Below are 16,332 nucleotides of genomic sequence, written 5' to 3'. Positions count from 1 at the left end.
TATGAAGCCCGAGCCCGCGATGCAAGGGCAGCACGTTCTAACGAGGCGATCGATGGGCAAGAAGCACAAGGACGGCAAGGACGGGAAGAAGGTCAAGAAGAAGAAATCGCACGACGACGTCTCGGGTGCGGGTCTTGCCGCCGCCGTCGTCAATGCCGCCCGGTCCATGCGCACAGTGCTGTCGCGCAACCTGCTGGCGACCGGCCTCTATGCCGGACAGGACGGTGTGATCCTGGCGCTTTCGGAGGATGGCGGGCTGACGGCAGGTGCACTTGCCACCCGGCTCGGTGTCAAGGCGCCGACGATGACGCGCACGATCGGGCGCCTGGAGACTCAAGGGTTCGTCGCGCGCCAGCCGGACGAGACGGATGGGCGCCTGACCGTCGTGCACCTCACCGAGGCCGGCAAGGCCTCCGTTGAGCAAATCACCGAAGCTGGCCGGCTCAGTGAGGAGCAGGCGGCAGAGGGATTGAGCGAGAAGGATGTGCGCAATCTCCTGAAACTGCTGCGCGTGATGGACGAAAACCTGCACGCAACGCTGCCGGAGCTGCCCCGCAACGGCGAAAAGCCTGTTGCCGACGAGATTTAAACTGTTTAAATAAACGGTTTTAAACGTCACATTGCTTGGCGTTCGTCGGGAGGGGTCGTGGCACAGAAAATCAAGCTTTCCACCATCGCGGAGACGCTCGGCGTTTCCACGGCGACGGTATCGCTTGCGCTGAGGGACAGTCCGCTTGTCGCGGCGACCACCCGCGACAAGATCAAGGAACAGGCCCGCGCACTCGGCTATATCTACAACCGCCGGGCAGCGAGCCTTCGCACCTCCCGGTCGGGCATCATCGGCGTCGTCGTGCACGACATCATGAACCCGTTCTATGCGGAAATCCTGAAATCGATCGAAAGCGAACTCGATCGGGACCGGCAGACCTTCATTCTCTCCAACCATTACGATTCGGTCGAAAAGCAGCGCAATTTCATCGAGACATTGCTGCAGCTCGGTGGTGACGGCGTCATCATGTCGCCGGCCATCGGCACGCCGCCGGAGGATATCCAGCTTGCCGAGGACAATGGCATGCCGGCGATCCTGATTGCGCGCTCGATCGAGGGGCTGGACGTGCCGATCTTCCGCGGCGACGATAGTTATGGCATTTCGCTTGCCACCAACCACCTGATCGGCCTTGGTCACCGCACCATCGCCATGGTCGGCGGCACAGACCAGACCTCCACCGGCCGCGACCGTTACCAGGGTTATGTCAACGCGCTGCGCAAGGCCAATATCGACGTCGATCCGAGCCTGCGCATTCCCGGCCCCCGCACCAAGCAGGGTGGTTTCGAGGCGGCGGTGCATTTTCTCTCGCTGCCTCAGAAGCCGACGGCTGCCGTCTGCTGGAACGACCTCGTGGCGATCGGCCTGATGAACGGCATTGCACGCGCCGGCCTCGTGCCGGGCCGCGACGTTTCGGTCACCGGTTACGACGACCTGGAGGAAGCGGCGATCGCGACGCCGGCACTCACCACCGTCTGGAACGGCCAGTCCGAAGTCGGGCGCAACGCCGCCCGCGCGCTGCTCGACAAGCTCTCGGGTAGTCACGAGCCGGATGGCATCCATCTCATCAAGCCGGAAATGCGTATCCGGCAATCCACCGGACCGCTGAAGCCACATCCGGAAGGCTGAGGCATTTCAGACAGAAGGAGCTTTGCCATGTCGGCCAAGACACGCATCCTCGTGCCCGGCACGATCCGCGAGCGGGTACTCGATCGCCTGAAGGAAAGCTTCGACGTGGTGCGCATCGACCGGGCGGACCCGGCGCTGCTCGCGCGCTCGGAAGCGGCAAGCATTGCCGGTGTTGCCGTTTCCGGCGGCTTCGATGCGGCGATGATCGAACATCTGCCGGCTCTGGAGATCATTGCCAGTTTCGGCGTTGGTTATGATGGCGTGGATGCGGCCGCCGCGGCCGAGCGCGGCATCACCGTCACCAACACGCCGGACGTGCTGAACGACGAGGTCGCCGATACCACGATCGGCCTGCTGCTCAACACGGTGCGCCGCTTCCCGCAGGCGGAAGCCTGGCTGCGCGATGGCCGCTGGAAGCGCGACGGCGCCTTTCCACTGGCGCCGCTCAGCCTGCGCGGCCGCAGGGCCGGCATTTACGGGCTTGGGCGTATCGGGATGGCAATCGCCGAACGGCTGAAAGGGTTCGGCGTCGATATTGCCTATCACACACGCCGCCCGCGCGACGGTGTGCCCTATGCCTATTATCCCTCGCTGCTGGAGCTGGCGGAGGCCGTCGATATCCTGATCGCCATCGTACCGAAAACAGCGGAAACGCACAGGACGATCAATGCCGAGGTTCTGCGAGCGTTGGGGTCGAACGGCGTGTTGATCAATGTCGGCCGCGGCTGGACAGTCGATGAGGACGCGCTGGCGACGGCACTCAAAGACGAAGTGATCGCAGCGGCCGGCCTCGACGTCTTCTACGACGAACCGAATGTGCCGCAAGCGCTGCTCGACCTGCCCAACATCTCGCTTTTGCCGCATGTCGCATCGGCTTCGGTGGCGACGCGCGATGCGATGGCCGATCTGGTGGCGGACAATCTGTTTGCCTGGTTTGATCGTGGGGCGGCGCTGACGCCGGTGCCGGAAACGCCCTTTACGCGAAAAACGGGGTAGAGGCTGGAAAGCCTTCGTTAACCCTCCGGCAAGTTTGTGGATGCATGCTTGCCCGATCGAGTCGTTGCGAAGGAGACGCCCATGAAGACGCTGATGATAACCGCCGCCGCGGGCCTGGTGTCGCTGGGTCTCTGGAACGTCATCGGGCACGAGACGCCTTCGGTCGACCCGGTGATCTCGAATTCCATTCCCGCGAAGGCGCCGGGCAGCCACAGCTATACGATTTCCAACGTGGTGGCGAACACCGCCTGCCTTGCCGAGCGCGGCAGCCGAATTTCGAGCCGGAGTGAGCAGTTCTCGGCGAATGCCGATTGCGACACGGTCTGGCCGGGCCTTTCGACGGCCAGGACATGGATCAGCAATGGTGACGGCACCGTGGTCGTCGCCGATGCACGCGGCGAGGCGATCCTGACCGTCGTCGACGGCGACGGTCTCGCCTATGAAGCGGTCGAGCCGGCCGACGCGATGGTTACGCTGATTTCTGCGGACTAGCTGAACCCGTTACGGCGTGGATGCTGCGTCGACGAGACGCGTATCCGCCCAGGTCAGGCCGCGTCCGTCGGACGCGTGGAGTTTCAGGCGTTTGACGGGCGCGTTTGTCGCCGCATCCACCAGCGTCGACCGCCGCTCGCCCGCACGAAAGAGATGGTCCTCTCCCCATTGCCGCAAGGCGACGATGACGAGAAAGAGGCCGCGCCCCTTCTCGGTCAGCACATATTCCTGATAGGCGCTGCCATCGGATGCCGGCGCGAGTGCGAGCACGCCAGCCTCTACGAGATCGCGCAGGCGCGTGCTCAGCATGCCCTTGGCGATGCCGAGGTTTTGCTGAAAGGCGCTGAAGCGCCGGATACCATCGAAGGCATCACGGACGATTAACAGCGACCACCAGTCACCGATGGCATCCAGCGTCCGCGCAACCGGGCATTCCGCTTCACGAAAACTCCTGCGTTTCATTCCGGGCCTCGCGTTTAAAACTGGTTCTAAAATAGAACTGGAAGCATCTTGCTGCAAGTGGTCTCATTATAAGACCAAAAGGAGCGAGAACGACGATGGACACAATGGATACGAGAGATTGCCGGAGAGCAGCGAACCACGACCACGCCGGCGGCAGGCAGGCGTCCGGCCTGCCGCATTGGATGCTGGTCGTCTTTGCCATCACCTGTGGAAGCAGCGTCGCAAATATCTACTATGCACAGCCGCTGCTCGATACGATCGCAACGAGCTTCGACATCGATGCCGCGCGTGTTGGTCTCGTCGTGACGCTGACCCAGATCGGCTATGCGGCCGGCCTGCTTTTCATCGTTCCCCTCGGCGACTTCGTCGATCGGCGCAAGCTGATCGTGGCGCAGGCCCTGTTGTCCGCCGTTGCCCTGGCTGGCGTCGGAAGCGCGCCCGGTGCGCCTTTCCTGTTCGCCGGCATGGTCCTGGTGGGGCTGCTGGCTGTCGTCGTTCAGGTATTGGTGGCACTGACCGCCACCTTGGCACGACCGGAGGAGCGCGGCCGATCCGTCGGTCTGGTCACCAGCGGCGTGGTGATCGGCATCCTGGCGGCGCGCTTCGTCGCCGGTGTCCTGGCTGACGCCGGAGGGTGGAGAGCCGTCTATTTTTCCTCCGCCGGCCTTATGCTGCTGATGGGCCTGCTTCTGGCCCGTATTCTGCCGCGGGATATTCTCGTCGCCAGTGCCGAGCGATATGGCGTCGTGCTGAAGTCGGTTCCCGCCCTCTTCTTGCGGGAGCCGTTGCTGCGCCTTCGGGCCGGGCTGGCCTTCCTGATCTTTGCCAGCTTCAGCACGCTCTGGACCGCCATGGTATTGCCGCTGAGCGCGGCACCTTTTCACCTGTCTCACACCCAAATCGGCCTCTTCGGCCTCGCGGGGCTGGCGGGCGCCCTTGCCGCAAGCCGTGCAGGGCGTCTGGCGGATCGTGGGCTTGCCGAGCGGACGACGGGTTTTTCACTCGTGCTGCTCGTGGTCTCGTGGGTGGCGATCGGTTTTCTGCCGCACGCGCTTGTCGTCTTCACGATTGGCGTCGTGCTGCTCGATTTTGCCGTGCAAGCCGTGCACGTCACCAATCAGAGCCTGATCTTCGCCACTCGCCCTGAAGCGCACAGCCGGCTGGTCGCCGGCTACATGGTCTTCTACTCGGCCGGAAGTGCATTTGGCGCCATTGCTTCGACGGCGAGTTATGCCCGTTACGGCTGGACGGGTGTCTGCCTCACCGGTGCGGCTTTCAGCCTGGCCGGATTGCTTCTCTGGGCCTGCTCTTATGCAAGGACCCGGCGGCGTGTTTCGTGAACATGCATCGCCGGGTGCAGGAGAATGCCGGGAAGACCTGGATCAGGCCGACTTGACCGAACCGAAGGCCAGCACGTCCGCCTCGGTGGCGGGAGCGCTTGCGCCCTGCTTGGCAGCCGCATAGTCGCGGACCGCTTCGCCGAAGGCGGCAAAAAGCTTGTTCGACGGCTGGTCGGAGCCGACCCAGTATTCCGGGTGCCATTGCACGCCGACGGCAAACGCCTTGGCGCCGATGACGGAGACGGCTTCGATCGTGCCATCCTCGGCGACCGCTTCCAGCGCAAGGCGCGGCGCCAATTCGGAGATCGCCTGGCGGTGCAGCGAATTCACCTGCACCTCGCCGGCGCCGAGCACTGCAGCGAGGCAGCTGCCTTCCTTGACCGTGACCTTCTGGCGAATGCCGTAGGCGACGTCGAGCACCGGTGTGTCGGGCTTGCGGTGATCCCACACGCCGGGCTGCTCCTGAATTTCGTTGGCGAGTGTTCCGCCCAGCACGACGTTCAGCTCCTGAATGCCGCGGCAGATGGCGAGCAGCGGAATGCCACGCTCGAGCGCCCGCTTGATGAGCGGCAGGCTGGTCGCGTCGCGCGCCATGTCATAGGGGCCTTCCGCCGCGGTGGCCTCCTTGCCGTAGAGCGAGGGGTGCACGTTCGTGCGCGAACCGCTGACCAGAAGCCCGTCCACCCGATCGAGGATGCCGTCGAAATCGTTGTCGGCATCCAGTGCGGGGACGAGGAAAACCGTGACGTCGGCGCCCTTGACGGCCGCACGGACATACTGGTTCGGGGTGGCCTGCCAGACGTTGCCTTCGATCTCCCTGATATCGGCGGGAATGGCGACGACGGGTTTCGACATGATGGGCTCCGGAAAAAGAAATACCAAATGAGGATTTGCTATCAAATCCGCGATCAGTCAATTCCCCTATTCTGGCGAAATGACGACAGATCAATCGTTGCAGGGGGTATGACAGCCTGTGCAACGTAGCCGTGACCGATAAAATCTGTCAGAGTGTCCGCCAGGGGTTGTTAACCAAAGCCTTGCAAACAGCGATTGCGGCATGGATTTTTCTCGCCTTTCTTTCGCGTAATTGTGTGTCGTTGCCAGGTAAGGATATTGCGCGCCATGCCCATGCCAGGTTGAATCTATGGGCCGAAAAGCAGCAATACTACAATATGAGGTTGAAGCTATCTTCCTTCGGTTGAACAAGCGTGCAAGAATGCCCGGGTGCACCCTCGTTATTGGGTAATTTCCCGAAATCATTCATTAAATTTTGGTCGGTAACCCTCTCTCGTCAAGGGAGTGCCTAGTCCATGAAGGATAAGGGTCAAAACACACTGCCGGCTGATGTGTACCTGTCGTTCGTCAGCTCGCTGTACGGGAACCGCCAGACCCTCTTCGTGGGCATGATTTCGCATGTCATCACGTTCTCGTTCGTCTATGCCAAAACCGCCGACCCTTTCTTCCTGATCTGGAGCGGGCTCGTTATACTCATCTGGTCGACGCGTGCTGTCGGCATGCGCCATTTCGACCGGGTGGACCAGTCCACGCTCGACATGGACGGCATCCGCTACTGGGAGAACTGGTACAATCTCGGCGCCGTCGGCACGACGCTGGCGCTCGGCATCTCCTGCGGCTACAGCCTGCTCTTCAGTCGCGACAGTTTCGCCGAGCTAGCAACCATTGCGGTGACGCTCGCCACCATGGTCTCCGTCGTTGGCCGCAACTGCGGCTCGAAGCGCGCCGTCGACTACATGACCTTTACCGCCTGCTTCCCGATGGTCGTCGGCTTCCTGGGCCTGCAGGATTTCTATCACGCAGTGCTCGCCGTCCTCATCCTGCCCTTCGTGATGACGACCCGCATGATGGCGAATGGCGTGCGCGACTTCCTCTACAGAAACGTGCTGGCGACGCGCGAAGTCTCGATCATCGCCGACCGTTTCGACACGGCGCTGAACAACATGCCGCACGGCCTGTTCATGCTGGATGCCGACCATCGTATCCTCGTCGCCAACCGCCGGGCCTGTGAGCTTCTCCATCTCGGCAACCAGGAGCGGCTGAAGGATTGCCACCTCGATGTCGTGCTGCGCTTCGGGGTACGCAACACGTTCGTCAACGCCGAGCAGAGCAAGACGATCCTGCGCCGGCTCGACGAACTTCTGAAGGGCGAGCGATCGCGCGCGCTCATCCAGGTGACGGATGGGCTCTATCTGGAATTCACCGCATCGCCCCGTGAAAACGGCGGCGCGGTTCTGATTTTCGAAGACGTGACCGCGCGTGTGCGGGCGGAAAACAAGATCCTGCACATGGTGCGCTACGACAGCCTCACCGGCCTGCCGAACCGCACTTATTTCTCCGATCTCGTGCAGGAGGCGCTGGCCGAGCGCAAGAAGCCCGGCACGGTCGGCTTCATGGTGCTCGACGTCGACGACTTCAAACATGTCAACGACATGAAGGGCCACGTCACCGGCGACCGGCTGCTCTGCGCCATCACCGAGCGGCTGCGCCGGCTTGCCAGCGACAAAATGATCGTCGGCCACCTGATGGGCGACGAGTTCATCGTCTTCTTTCCGAACGAGACGAACCGCCGCGATCTCGAGACGCGCATGCACCGCTTCCACGAGCAGCTGCGTGGCAACTATGAATTCGACGGCATGACCTTCCTGGTCTCCTTCAGCGCCGGCTGCGTAACCGTACCGAGCGGCGATTTCCGGCTGGAGGAAATGCAGATCCGCGCCGACCTCGCGCTCTTCGAGACGAAATCGCGCGCCAAGGGCAGCGTCACCGTCTTCGAACAGGAGATGGACGAGCGCTATACCGATCGCCAGAAGCTCAAGGACGACCTGCGCGATGCGCTTGCCAGCAACACGCTGTCGGTCGCCTACCAGCCGATGTTCGTGCCCGACGGTTCAAGCATCGAGTGCTGCGAGGCCCTGTCGCGCTGGACACATCCGGAGCGCGGCCCCGTGCCGCCGACCGTGTTCATCCAGATCGCCGAGGAGATGGGCATCGTCTCCGACATCACCCGCTTCATGGTCATGCGGGCCTGCGCCGACTGCGCGACCTGGCCGGCGCATATGGGCGTTTCGGTCAATCTCTCCGTGCAGGACCTGCGCGGCACCAGCATCATCGACCTCGTCGCCGAGGCACTGGAGGCCGCGAAGCTCGCGCCGCACCGGCTGCATCTCGAAGTCACCGAAAGCTGCCTCATGGAGGAGCCGGTGAAGGTGCAGGCAATCCTGCAGGAGCTGCGCGCACGCGGCATCACCATCGCCATCGACGATTTCGGCACCGGCTATTCGAGCCTCAGCTATCTCGACCAGCTGCCGCTCGACGTTATCAAGATCGACCGGTCCTTCGTGCGCAACATCGGCGAGGACCCGCGCCGTTTCAAATTGCTACGCGGCACGGTGAACCTTTCGCGCGAACTGGGCTTGCGCATTGTCGTCGAAGGTGTGGAGACGCGCGAGCAGCTTGCACTTATCAACAAGTACCAATGTGCCGATCTCGTGCAGGGCTACGTCTTTGCCGCGCCCATGTCGCCGGATGCGCTGCGTGATCTTTACGAGACCCTCGCCCGTAAACCCGGCGATTCCCGCCGCCGCGGCCGCCGCGTCGCCTGAAAACCCTCCCCTGACTTTTCAACGGATCGTATAAATTCGATACCGTGTATCAGCTTCTTCAAATTTAGCGTTAACCACTCATTAAGGTTAACGAATGGTATTTTACACAAATTGTCTTATATCGGAGATTGTTAAGCATAGCAGCGCGGTGGCTGCGGCTTTTTCAATCGGGGATACGGGGACAATGGCCAGCGTGGAGACGGCGACCAATCGCTTTTCGGACAAGCTTCTGGGACTGCTCGACAGGATCGAATACCGCCGGGTCGAGACGGGCGAGGACATGGAAGACGTCGCTCGCATCCGCTACAAGGCCTACAAGGCCGGCGCCGTCATGCATCTCGACGAACAGGCGGTGCTGATCGATGACTCCGATTTCGACAGCCAGGCCTATGTCTTCGGCATCTACTATGAAGAGCGGCTGATCTCGACGGTGCGCTTGCATCATGTGACGCCGGACCATCGCGTCACCTCGTCGGGCAAGGTTTTCCCGGACGAAATCAATGCCTTCCTCGATGCAGGCCTCTCGCTGATCGATCCCGTGCGCCTTGCCGCCGATCCGGAAATCTGGCGGGAGATGCCGGCGATCCCCTATCTGACGCTGCGCATCGCCACGATGGCGACGGATTATTTCCAGGCGGATCGCTGCCTGCAGATGGTCAAGCCGGCCCATTCGGCCTTTTACAAGCGCGTCTTCGATGCCGACTTCGTCGCCTCGCCGAAGAGCAACCACGGCAAGTTCATCATCGACCTGATGCTGCTGGCGACCAACGTCAAGGAGACGCTGCCCTCGCTCTACCAGCGCTTCCCGTTCTTCAAGTCGGAACCCTACGAGCGCCGCATGATGTTCGCCCGCGGCGAGGACCTGACGTTCAGCCCGCTGACGGTGCGCCCGACGGCCCGTCGCGCCCATTTCGGTGATGGCCGGATCCAGCTTTCCGGCAATGCCTTCGCCGGATGAGACCTGCGTTTTGATGTCACATGGCGGGCCGGTTTCTTGCGAAACCGGCTCGATCTGTTTCGGAAACGATACAGGTGCATCGGCACCCCCCGCCTTGCCGTTGCGCTTTGCCGATCCATTGTGTATGGCCTGAAGACCGCGCGCTTGCCGCGCAAGGGGGAAAAGCCGGGATGCTTTGGTTCCGGCGTGTTTTAGGCACTCATCGGGTGGAGCTTTTCTGTCTGGCGGGTGTGGCTGCTTAGGAGAAGGTGACTATGGCTGAACATCATTCCGGACCGGTCGAAATGGGCGCTCCGATGGATTATCCCGAGCACGAGAAGACCTACAATTTCTTCATCAATGCAGCCAAGTTCGGCACGCTGTTCTGCGTCGCCCTGCTGGTCGCCATGGCCGCCGGTTTCTTCACCAGCGCCGGCTTCTTCAGCGCACTTCTGCTCTTCATCATTCTCAACGTCGCCGGCTTCATTCTGCTGCGTTGATCTAAACAGCCGCATTTGCGGTTTGTCACGGTGCCATCCGGCGTCGTGATTCAACACGGCCAGTCTCGGGGGGAGGACCACGGTTTGAGTCAGTGTATTTTTGTGTCGCGGGAAAGCGACGCGGCGGAGGGCCGCGTTGCGGGTTCCGTGGAAACTGTCAAGAAATTGAAAGGCCTGGGGCTAGATGTGCTGGTGGAAGCCGGCGCAGGTCTCAAGTCGCGTATCCTGGATGCGGATTACGAAGCGGTCGGTGCCCGCATCGTCGGTCCGGACGAGGCGAAGTCTGCGGACGTCGTCCTGAAGGTGCGCCGGCCGACCTCGGCCGAGATCGCCACCTACAAATCCGGCGCCATCGTCATCGCCACCATGGATCCCTATGGCAATGAGGCGGCGATCGCCGAAATGGCCAATGCCGGGCTTTCCGCCTTTGCCATGGAACTGATGCCGCGCATCACGCGCGCCCAGTCGATGGACATTCTCTCATCGCAGGCAAACCTTGCCGGCTACCAGGCGGTGATCGACGCGGCCCACGAATTCGACCGCGCCATGCCGATGATGATGACCGCCGCCGGCACCGTTCCGGCCGCCAAGGTTTTTGTCATGGGTGCCGGCGTTGCCGGTCTTCAGGCAATCGCGACGGCACGCCGTCTCGGTGCAGCCGTGTCCGCGACGGACGTTCGTCCCGCCGCCAAGGAACAGGTCGCTTCGCTCGGCGCAAAATTCATCGCCGTCGAGGATGATGAGTTCAAGGCCGCCGAAACCGCGGGCGGCTACGCCAAGGAAATGTCCAAGGAATATCAGGCGAAGCAGGCGGCACTCGTGGCTGAGCATATCGCCAAGCAGGACATGGTCATCACCACCGCGCTCATTCCCGGCCGCCCGGCACCGCGTCTCGTGACGCGCCAGATGCTGGCCGCCATGCGCAACGGCTCCGTCGTCGTCGACCTCGCGGTTGAACGCGGCGGCAATATCGAGGGCTCCGAGGCCGGCAAGGTCGCCGAAGTCGAGGGCGTCAAGGTTATCGGCTATCTCAACGTGCCGGGCCGCATCGCCGCCTCCGCCTCCGCGCTCTATGCCAAGAACCTGCTGACCTTCCTCGAGACCATGGTCGACAAGGAAAACAAGTCGGTTTCGGTCAATGTCGAGGACGAACTCGTCAAGGCAACGATGCTGACCCATGGCGGTTCCGTGGTGCATCCGAACTTCGGCAGCGCTGCCGTACAGCTAGGGGAGGCCAAGTGATGGCGAACGAACTTCTGGACAAGGCCATCATCGAGCTTGAGCGCGCCGTGGAAGCCGTGCGCACGGCCTCCGAATATGTGCCTGATGCGGCTGCTGTTGCGGCGCACGGCGTTTCCGGCGGGGCAATCGACCCCTTCGTCTTCCGCCTGGCAATCTTCGTGCTGTCGATCTTCGTCGGCTATTATGTCGTCTGGTCGGTGACGCCGGCGCTGCACACGCCGCTGATGGCCGTCACCAACGCGATCTCCTCGGTCATCGTCGTCGGCGCACTGCTCGCCGTCGGCATCTCGCTCTCGGGTATCGCGACCGGCTTCGGCTTCGTCGCGCTGATCCTCGCCTCCGTCAACATCTTTGGCGGCTTCCTCGTCACCCAGCGCATGCTGGCGATGTACAAGAAAAAAGAGAAGTGAGGCTGGCCGATGTCTGAGAATTTCGCAGCCTTCCTCTATCTCGTCTCCGGCGTGCTGTTCATCATGGCACTGCGCGGCCTGTCGCATCCGACGACCAGCCGCCGTGGCAACACGCTCGGCATGATCGGCATGGGCATCGCCATCGGCACGACGCTGCTGCTCGCGACGCCATCCTTCGGCGGCCTCGTGCTCATCGTGCTCGGCCTTGCCATCGGCGGCGGTGCAGGCGCCTATATCGCCCGCTCCATCCCGATGACCTCGATGCCGCAACTCGTCGCCGGCTTCCACTCGCTGGTCGGCCTTGCCGCCGTGCTGGTGGCGGCCGCAGCGCTCTATTCTCCGGTCTCCTTCGGCCTCGGCCAGGTCGGCGAAATCCATGGCCAGGCGCTCGTCGAAATGGCGCTCGGTGCCGCGATCGGCGCGATCACCTTCACCGGCTCGATCATCGCCTTCCTGAAGCTCGACGGCCGCATGTCCGGCAAGTCGATCATGCTGCCCTATCGGCACGTCATCAACATTGTGCTGCTCGCCGCGGTCATCTTCTTCATCGTCGGCCTGACGCTGTCGGAAAGCCACTTCGATTTCTGGCTGATCGTCATCCTCGCGCTGGCACTCGGCGTGCTGCTGATCGTACCGATCGGCGGCGCGGACATGCCCGTCGTCGTGTCGATGCTCAACTCCTATTCGGGCTGGGCCGCGGCCGGCATCGGCTTCACGCTCGGCAACCTTGCGCTGATCATCACCGGTGCCCTCGTGGGCTCGTCGGGTGCGATCCTGTCCTACATCATGTGCAAGGGCATGAATCGCTCGTTCATCTCGGTCATCCTCGGCGGCTTCGGCGGCGATAGCGGGGCGGCAGCGAGTGACGACGGCGTGCAGCGCACGGTCAAGCAGGGTTCGGCCGACGATGCGGCCTTCCTGATGGCGAATGCCTCCAAGGTCATCATCGTGCCCGGCTACGGCATGGCAGTCGCACAGGCGCAGCATGCGGTACGCGAACTCGCCGACGCGCTGAAGAAGGCCGGCGTCGAGGTGAAATACGCGATCCATCCGGTCGCGGGCCGTATGCCCGGTCATATGAACGTGCTGCTCGCCGAAGCGAACGTGCCCTATGACGAGGTCTTCGAACTGGAAGACATCAACTCGGAGTTCGCCCAGGCGGACGTCGCCTATGTCATCGGCGCCAACGACGTGACGAACCCGGCCGCGCGCGACGACAAGTCCTCGCCGATCTACGGCATGCCGATCCTCGATGTCGACAAGGCCAAGACCTGCCTCTTCGTCAAGCGCTCGCTCGGCTCCGGCTATGCCGGCATCGACAACACGCTGTTCTACAAGGACGGCACGATGATGCTGCTCGGCGACGCCAAAAAGATGACCGACGACATCGTCAAGGCGATGAACCACTGATCGGCAAACGCATGAAATGAAGAAGCCCGCGAGATAATCGCGGGCTTTTTTGCTTTAGAGCGCAGAACGGCTTTCGTGCCCTGACAGTGGAAATCCAAAATGCCGAAAGCCCGGGAGAGCGAAGCTCTCCCGGGCTCCCGACAGACCGCATGGGCGGGGATGGTGCGGTCAGTGTTTGCGCTTCTTGCAGCCGCAGTCGCTGCCGCCGAGGATGCCGAGCGTATTGCCGTTCAGGATGCCGGACAGCGTGCCATTGAGGGTGTTGTTCAGAACGCCGTTCAGGATGTTGTTGCCGTCATTGTCGCTGAGGATGTTACCGACGCCGACACCGACGCTCGGGGCGATGACGATGCCGCCGGTCTTGTTGCCGCCGAGAATGCCGAGGCCGAGAAGGCCACCAGCGGATGCCTGGCTGGTACCGGCGAATGCGAGGATGGTTGCGACGGCGATGATGCGAGCCTTGTTCATGTCTCTCTCCTTCGGTTGTGTACCTCCTCGGTACGCAACTGAAGGTAATATAAGTACCGATTAACTCAACCGGATTTGGCAGTCATAGCAAAGAGTTAACCATAACATAGACAAGTTTAACGATCGCCAACCGCATACAACCTATAGTGAATTATTCTGCGAATGCTGCGCGAACATCAACCATTGAGGGAATTTTTAACCCTGCAACCCTAAGATTCTGTTCCAAGAACGGACAGGAACGGAATCCGATGCACTCTCCTCGCGGCCCCATCTTCGTGGCTCTGATGCTTGCCGGATGCAACCCGTCTTTTGCAGATTCAACCGTTGATTACAGCACCGGCGGTGGTTGGACGTCGAACATTTTTCAGGACCCGACCGCCCTTCCCGCTGCTTTCGGCGAGGCGAAGCTCGGCTTGCGGGGCAGTCTCGACCTCGAAGACTCCCATTTCGCCTACGGACTGACCACAAGCGTCCGGCGTGTGCCGAAATACGACTTTGCCGACCAGCGAACGCTCGGCGGAGAAATCGGCTATACCCACGATCTTAGCAAGACCATGAAGCTGACACTCAAAGGCGGTCTCGAATACCGGCGATCCGGCGATATCTTTCTGTCCCTGCCCGGACTGCTGATCGGCTACCGCAAGGCCGACATCGCGGCCGCCACCAGCGTAGGCCTGACGGATGAACGCTGGGGTGGCAAGAACCATGTCACCGCCGCGGTCTCCAATCTCAACCGGGGCAAGGCCCATTTCACGCTCCGTGGATTGCGGCCCACGCAGCTCGAAGCCGGCAATACGCTCTACGAGGTGAGCGGCGGTCACATTCGCCCGCTGCTGGGCGGCGAGGTCGGTGTCACCGTGCAATACCGGACGAACCACATCGACCGGTGGGAACAGAAGACCTTCGGGCAATTCCCGGCCGAAACGCTGCGCGGCTCGCTCGCCTATGGCCGCGCCTTCAAGAACGGTATCACCGTGATGGCGGAGGCCGGTATCGTCGGCGTGTTCAGTCCCTATCTCGGCAAGACGGTCGAGCGCGCCCGCCCCTTCCTGAAAGGCGAAGCGGCATGGCAGGTTTCGAAGAAGACGGTCCTGAAGGCAAAGCTCACGCGCGACATCCAGCTCGCCGATGTGGACGATTCACTCGGCGAAGATGTGCGCACGGTTGGCCTTTCGCTGGAAAAGGCGCTGACGGAAAAGCTGAAATTCGGCCTCGCCTTCGAGCAGGCCTATAGCGACTGGCTCTACTTCGACTATCGCACACGCACGAAATCGCTCTCGGCGAGCCTCACCTACACCTTCGCCAAGGGCGCGACGGCGGCGCTGGAATACAGCCGCCTCATCCGCCGCGAGACCGACAAGGCCGCCGACTTCGAGGTCGACGGCCTTGCGGCGCGGCTGTCCGGCTCGTTCTGATACCTACCATTCCAGTTCGAGATGTGGCCGCCCGTTCGAGGTTTTCGCGGCCGTCCGCCCCGTCTCGTCGACGGTGCAGTTCACCCGCTGGCGAAAAGCCGAAAAACTGTCGAAGGTCACCACATCCACCGGCTCGTCGAAATGCAGCGTCATGCGGTAGCGGCCGGGCTGGCTCGTCAGCGCATGCACACCGAGCACTTCGGCATCGAAGGGCTGGCCGAGATAGTGGCCGCGCACGCGCGAGCCGAGCATCCACGGATTGAACGGCGGCCGGTTGCCGACGATCGCGTGCAAGGTGTTCCAGTCGCGATAACCGTATTGCGCGGCGATGAGTTCGAGCGCGCGGGAATGGGCAATGGCCTGGCCGTCCTCGGCAAAACGGGCACGCAGCCGCTTCGCCTGGTCTTTCAGGGCGTCAAGGGATGGCAGGGGCGTCGGGGATGGACGCATGTCGGATCTCCAGTGTCTGCATGCGTCATTTCGGAGGGAGCCCGCATTGCCACCGGTTCGCATGCATGATGCTGGAAGACCGATTGTTCTGAGAGAGACTTCACCAAAGCTTGCGCTCGCGGACGGCAGGGGCTCTCACCCTTGCCCCGCACATAGGGCTTTATCCGCTTTCTGTCAATTTCGGACGTCTTGCATCGGTGACGGAAGCATGGGAGCAATCGGAGCAGGAGGCCCCATCATGACATCCGTTACCCTTCTCGCCTTTGCCGCGGTCGCCTTCATCGGTATTGCCACGCCAGGCCCGACGGTCCTGCTCGCGCTCACCAACGGCTCGCGCTACGGCATGCGCCGCGCCCTGCCCGGCATGATCGGCGCCGTGCTGTCCGATTTCGTGCTGATCGGCGCGGTGGCGCTCGGATTGGGCGCGCTGCTCGCGGCATCCGAGTTCTGGTTCTCCGTCGTGAAATGGCTGGGTGCCGCTTATCTCGCCTTCCTCGGCATACAGATGCTGCGCTCCACCGGCTCGATCGGCCGGGCACTCGACGATGCGCAGTCAGCCGGTCGAACGACAGCGAAAGCCATCTTCACGAAAAGCTTCCTCGTCGCCGTCACCAATCCGAAAGGCTATCTGTTCTTCTCCGCCTTCCTGCCCCAGTTCATCGATCCCTCAGCGCCCCAGGCGCAGCAATACATGCTGCTCGCCCTCGTCTTCGCGGCTATCGATTTCATGGTGATGGTCGGCTATGCCGGCCTCGGCACTCAGGCCGTGCGCGTTCTCAAGACATCGGGAGCCGCCTGGCTCGACCGCATCTGCGGTGGCGCGCTCCTGGCACTTGCGGGATCGCTCGCCTTCTATCGTCGCGCAGCGAACTGAACCGGCCCGCCCCCCTAAGGGCAGGCCAACTCGTGCCGGTC

18 protein-coding genes are annotated in these 16,332 nt (G+C 62.2%); 14 read left to right on the top strand and 4 right to left on the bottom strand.

Features of this window, described 5'->3' with window-relative positions; genetic code table 11:
* Nucleotides 1-52: 52 nt before the first annotated feature.
* From BSY16_RS18940 to BSY16_RS18925, 4 genes are all read left to right on the top strand, one after another.
* On the top strand, nucleotides 53-589 hold the full coding sequence (locus BSY16_RS18940; RefSeq protein WP_069061112.1) for a MarR family winged helix-turn-helix transcriptional regulator: 537 nt from the start codon (nucleotides 53-55) through the stop codon (nucleotides 587-589).
* 57 nt (nucleotides 590-646) lie between these two features.
* Nucleotides 647-1,675, top strand: coding sequence for a LacI family DNA-binding transcriptional regulator (locus BSY16_RS18935; protein ID WP_069061111.1), 1,029 nt, complete (start codon nucleotides 647-649; stop codon nucleotides 1,673-1,675).
* Nucleotides 1,676-1,702: 27 nt separating this feature from the next.
* Nucleotides 1,703-2,671, top strand: a complete 969-nt coding sequence (locus BSY16_RS18930; protein WP_069061110.1) for a 2-hydroxyacid dehydrogenase — start codon at nucleotides 1,703-1,705, stop codon at nucleotides 2,669-2,671.
* Between the two features lie 81 nt (nucleotides 2,672-2,752).
* A complete protein-coding gene (locus BSY16_RS18925) occupies nucleotides 2,753-3,163 on the top strand; it encodes a hypothetical protein (protein WP_069061109.1) in 411 nt (136 codons plus the stop codon).
* Nucleotides 3,164-3,172: 9 nt separating this feature from the next.
* Here BSY16_RS18925 and BSY16_RS18920 read toward each other — a convergent pair whose 3' ends face one another.
* Nucleotides 3,173-3,625, bottom strand: a complete 453-nt coding sequence (locus BSY16_RS18920) for a winged helix-turn-helix transcriptional regulator (protein WP_069061108.1) — start codon at nucleotides 3,623-3,625, stop codon at nucleotides 3,173-3,175.
* 104 nt (nucleotides 3,626-3,729) lie between these two features.
* On the opposite strand from BSY16_RS18920, the gene BSY16_RS18915 reads away from it, so the two are divergent.
* Nucleotides 3,730-4,965: an MFS transporter gene (locus tag BSY16_RS18915; protein WP_171902432.1), complete on the top strand. Its 1,236-nt coding sequence runs from the start codon at nucleotides 3,730-3,732 to the stop codon at nucleotides 4,963-4,965.
* A gap of 42 nt (nucleotides 4,966-5,007) precedes the next feature.
* On the opposite strand, the gene BSY16_RS18910 is transcribed toward BSY16_RS18915, so the two are convergent.
* Nucleotides 5,008-5,820, bottom strand: a complete 813-nt coding sequence (locus BSY16_RS18910; RefSeq protein ID WP_069061106.1) for a gamma-glutamyl-gamma-aminobutyrate hydrolase family protein — start codon at nucleotides 5,818-5,820, stop codon at nucleotides 5,008-5,010.
* A gap of 131 nt (nucleotides 5,821-5,951) precedes the next feature.
* Between BSY16_RS18910 and BSY16_RS32005 the strand changes: the two genes are divergently transcribed.
* The 7 genes from BSY16_RS32005 to BSY16_RS18880 all read left to right on the top strand — a co-directional run bounded on the left by BSY16_RS32005 (nucleotide 5,952) and on the right by BSY16_RS18880 (nucleotide 13,084).
* Nucleotides 5,952-6,167 (top strand): hypothetical protein, encoded by a 216-nt coding sequence (locus BSY16_RS32005; RefSeq protein ID WP_150130000.1) that lies wholly within the window; start codon nucleotides 5,952-5,954, stop codon nucleotides 6,165-6,167.
* A gap of 108 nt (nucleotides 6,168-6,275) precedes the next feature.
* The gene (locus BSY16_RS18905) at nucleotides 6,276-8,585 is read left to right on the top strand and encodes a putative bifunctional diguanylate cyclase/phosphodiesterase (RefSeq protein WP_069061105.1); all 2,310 of its coding nucleotides are present in this window, start codon (nucleotides 6,276-6,278) and stop codon (nucleotides 8,583-8,585) included.
* 184 nt (nucleotides 8,586-8,769) lie between these two features.
* Nucleotides 8,770-9,543, top strand: coding sequence for an N-acyl amino acid synthase FeeM domain-containing protein (locus tag BSY16_RS18900; protein WP_069061104.1), 774 nt, complete (start codon nucleotides 8,770-8,772; stop codon nucleotides 9,541-9,543).
* A gap of 254 nt (nucleotides 9,544-9,797) precedes the next feature.
* The gene (locus BSY16_RS18895) at nucleotides 9,798-10,022 is read left to right on the top strand and encodes an aa3-type cytochrome c oxidase subunit IV (protein WP_069061103.1); all 225 of its coding nucleotides are present in this window, start codon (nucleotides 9,798-9,800) and stop codon (nucleotides 10,020-10,022) included.
* An 84-nt stretch (nucleotides 10,023-10,106) separates the two neighbouring features.
* Nucleotides 10,107-11,264, top strand: a complete 1,158-nt coding sequence (locus BSY16_RS18890; RefSeq protein WP_069061102.1) for a Re/Si-specific NAD(P)(+) transhydrogenase subunit alpha — start codon at nucleotides 10,107-10,109, stop codon at nucleotides 11,262-11,264.
* Nucleotides 11,264-11,674, top strand: a complete 411-nt coding sequence (locus BSY16_RS18885; protein WP_069061101.1) for an NAD(P) transhydrogenase subunit alpha part 2 — start codon at nucleotides 11,264-11,266, stop codon at nucleotides 11,672-11,674. The genes BSY16_RS18890 and BSY16_RS18885 overlap by 1 nt, the downstream gene beginning before the upstream one ends.
* Before the next feature lie 9 nt (nucleotides 11,675-11,683).
* Nucleotides 11,684-13,084 (top strand): NAD(P)(+) transhydrogenase (Re/Si-specific) subunit beta, encoded by a 1,401-nt coding sequence (locus BSY16_RS18880; protein ID WP_069061100.1) that lies wholly within the window; start codon nucleotides 11,684-11,686, stop codon nucleotides 13,082-13,084.
* Nucleotides 13,085-13,252: 168 nt separating this feature from the next.
* Here the strand turns inward: BSY16_RS18880 and BSY16_RS18875 are convergent, their stop codons facing one another.
* A complete protein-coding gene (locus BSY16_RS18875; protein ID WP_069061099.1) occupies nucleotides 13,253-13,552 on the bottom strand; it encodes a hypothetical protein in 300 nt (99 codons plus the stop codon).
* Between the two features lie 248 nt (nucleotides 13,553-13,800).
* Here BSY16_RS18875 and BSY16_RS18870 point away from each other — a divergent pair, with 248 nt between their 5' ends.
* Entirely contained in the window at nucleotides 13,801-14,967 is a 1,167-nt protein-coding gene (locus tag BSY16_RS18870) for an outer membrane beta-barrel protein (protein ID WP_069061098.1), read from the top strand.
* 3 nt (nucleotides 14,968-14,970) lie between these two features.
* Here BSY16_RS18870 and BSY16_RS18865 read toward each other — a convergent pair whose 3' ends face one another.
* Nucleotides 14,971-15,417 carry a glyoxalase superfamily protein gene (locus tag BSY16_RS18865; protein ID WP_069061097.1) on the bottom strand — a complete coding sequence of 149 codons (447 nt, stop codon included), beginning with the start codon at nucleotides 15,415-15,417 and terminating at the stop codon, nucleotides 14,971-14,973.
* Nucleotides 15,418-15,655: 238 nt separating this feature from the next.
* Here BSY16_RS18865 and BSY16_RS18860 point away from each other — a divergent pair, with 238 nt between their 5' ends.
* Nucleotides 15,656-16,291, top strand: a complete 636-nt coding sequence (locus BSY16_RS18860; protein WP_069061096.1) for a LysE family translocator — start codon at nucleotides 15,656-15,658, stop codon at nucleotides 16,289-16,291.
* Nucleotides 16,292-16,332: the final 41 nt, after the last annotated feature.

This window comes from Sinorhizobium sp. RAC02, from assembly GCF_001713395.1.
In the GTDB taxonomy this organism is placed as follows: domain Bacteria; phylum Pseudomonadota; class Alphaproteobacteria; order Rhizobiales; family Rhizobiaceae; genus Shinella.
Note: the sequence above shows the minus strand (reverse complement) of the source record. Positions and strands in the feature narration are given on the sequence as shown.

What these genes read in the sequence shown, in the direction of transcription:
- BSY16_RS18900 (WP_069061104.1), top strand. Translation starts at nt 8,770, where the DNA reads ATGGCCAGCGTGGAGACGGCGACCAATCGCTTTTCGGACAAGCTTCTG.
- BSY16_RS18920 (WP_069061108.1), bottom strand. Translation starts at nt 3,625, where the DNA reads ATGAAACGCAGGAGTTTTCGTGAAGCGGAATGCCCGGTTGCGCGGACG.
- BSY16_RS18875 (WP_069061099.1), bottom strand. Translation starts at nt 13,552, where the DNA reads ATGAACAAGGCTCGCATCATCGCCGTCGCAACCATCCTCGCATTCGCC.
- BSY16_RS18865 (WP_069061097.1), bottom strand. Translation starts at nt 15,417, where the DNA reads ATGCGTCCATCCCCGACGCCCCTGCCATCCCTTGACGCCCTGAAAGAC.
- BSY16_RS18880 (WP_069061100.1), top strand. Translation starts at nt 11,684, where the DNA reads ATGTCTGAGAATTTCGCAGCCTTCCTCTATCTCGTCTCCGGCGTGCTG.
- BSY16_RS18895 (WP_069061103.1), top strand. Translation starts at nt 9,798, where the DNA reads ATGGCTGAACATCATTCCGGACCGGTCGAAATGGGCGCTCCGATGGAT.
- BSY16_RS18940 (WP_069061112.1), top strand. Translation starts at nt 53, where the DNA reads ATGGGCAAGAAGCACAAGGACGGCAAGGACGGGAAGAAGGTCAAGAAG.
- BSY16_RS18910 (WP_069061106.1), bottom strand. Translation starts at nt 5,820, where the DNA reads ATGTCGAAACCCGTCGTCGCCATTCCCGCCGATATCAGGGAGATCGAA.
- BSY16_RS18905 (WP_069061105.1), top strand. Translation starts at nt 6,276, where the DNA reads ATGAAGGATAAGGGTCAAAACACACTGCCGGCTGATGTGTACCTGTCG.
- BSY16_RS18885 (WP_069061101.1), top strand. Translation starts at nt 11,264, where the DNA reads ATGGCGAACGAACTTCTGGACAAGGCCATCATCGAGCTTGAGCGCGCC.
- BSY16_RS18925 (WP_069061109.1), top strand. Translation starts at nt 2,753, where the DNA reads ATGAAGACGCTGATGATAACCGCCGCCGCGGGCCTGGTGTCGCTGGGT.
- BSY16_RS18870 (WP_069061098.1), top strand. Translation starts at nt 13,801, where the DNA reads ATGCACTCTCCTCGCGGCCCCATCTTCGTGGCTCTGATGCTTGCCGGA.
- BSY16_RS18860 (WP_069061096.1), top strand. Translation starts at nt 15,656, where the DNA reads ATGACATCCGTTACCCTTCTCGCCTTTGCCGCGGTCGCCTTCATCGGT.
- BSY16_RS18915 (WP_171902432.1), top strand. Translation starts at nt 3,730, where the DNA reads ATGGATACGAGAGATTGCCGGAGAGCAGCGAACCACGACCACGCCGGC.
- BSY16_RS18930 (WP_069061110.1), top strand. Translation starts at nt 1,703, where the DNA reads ATGTCGGCCAAGACACGCATCCTCGTGCCCGGCACGATCCGCGAGCGG.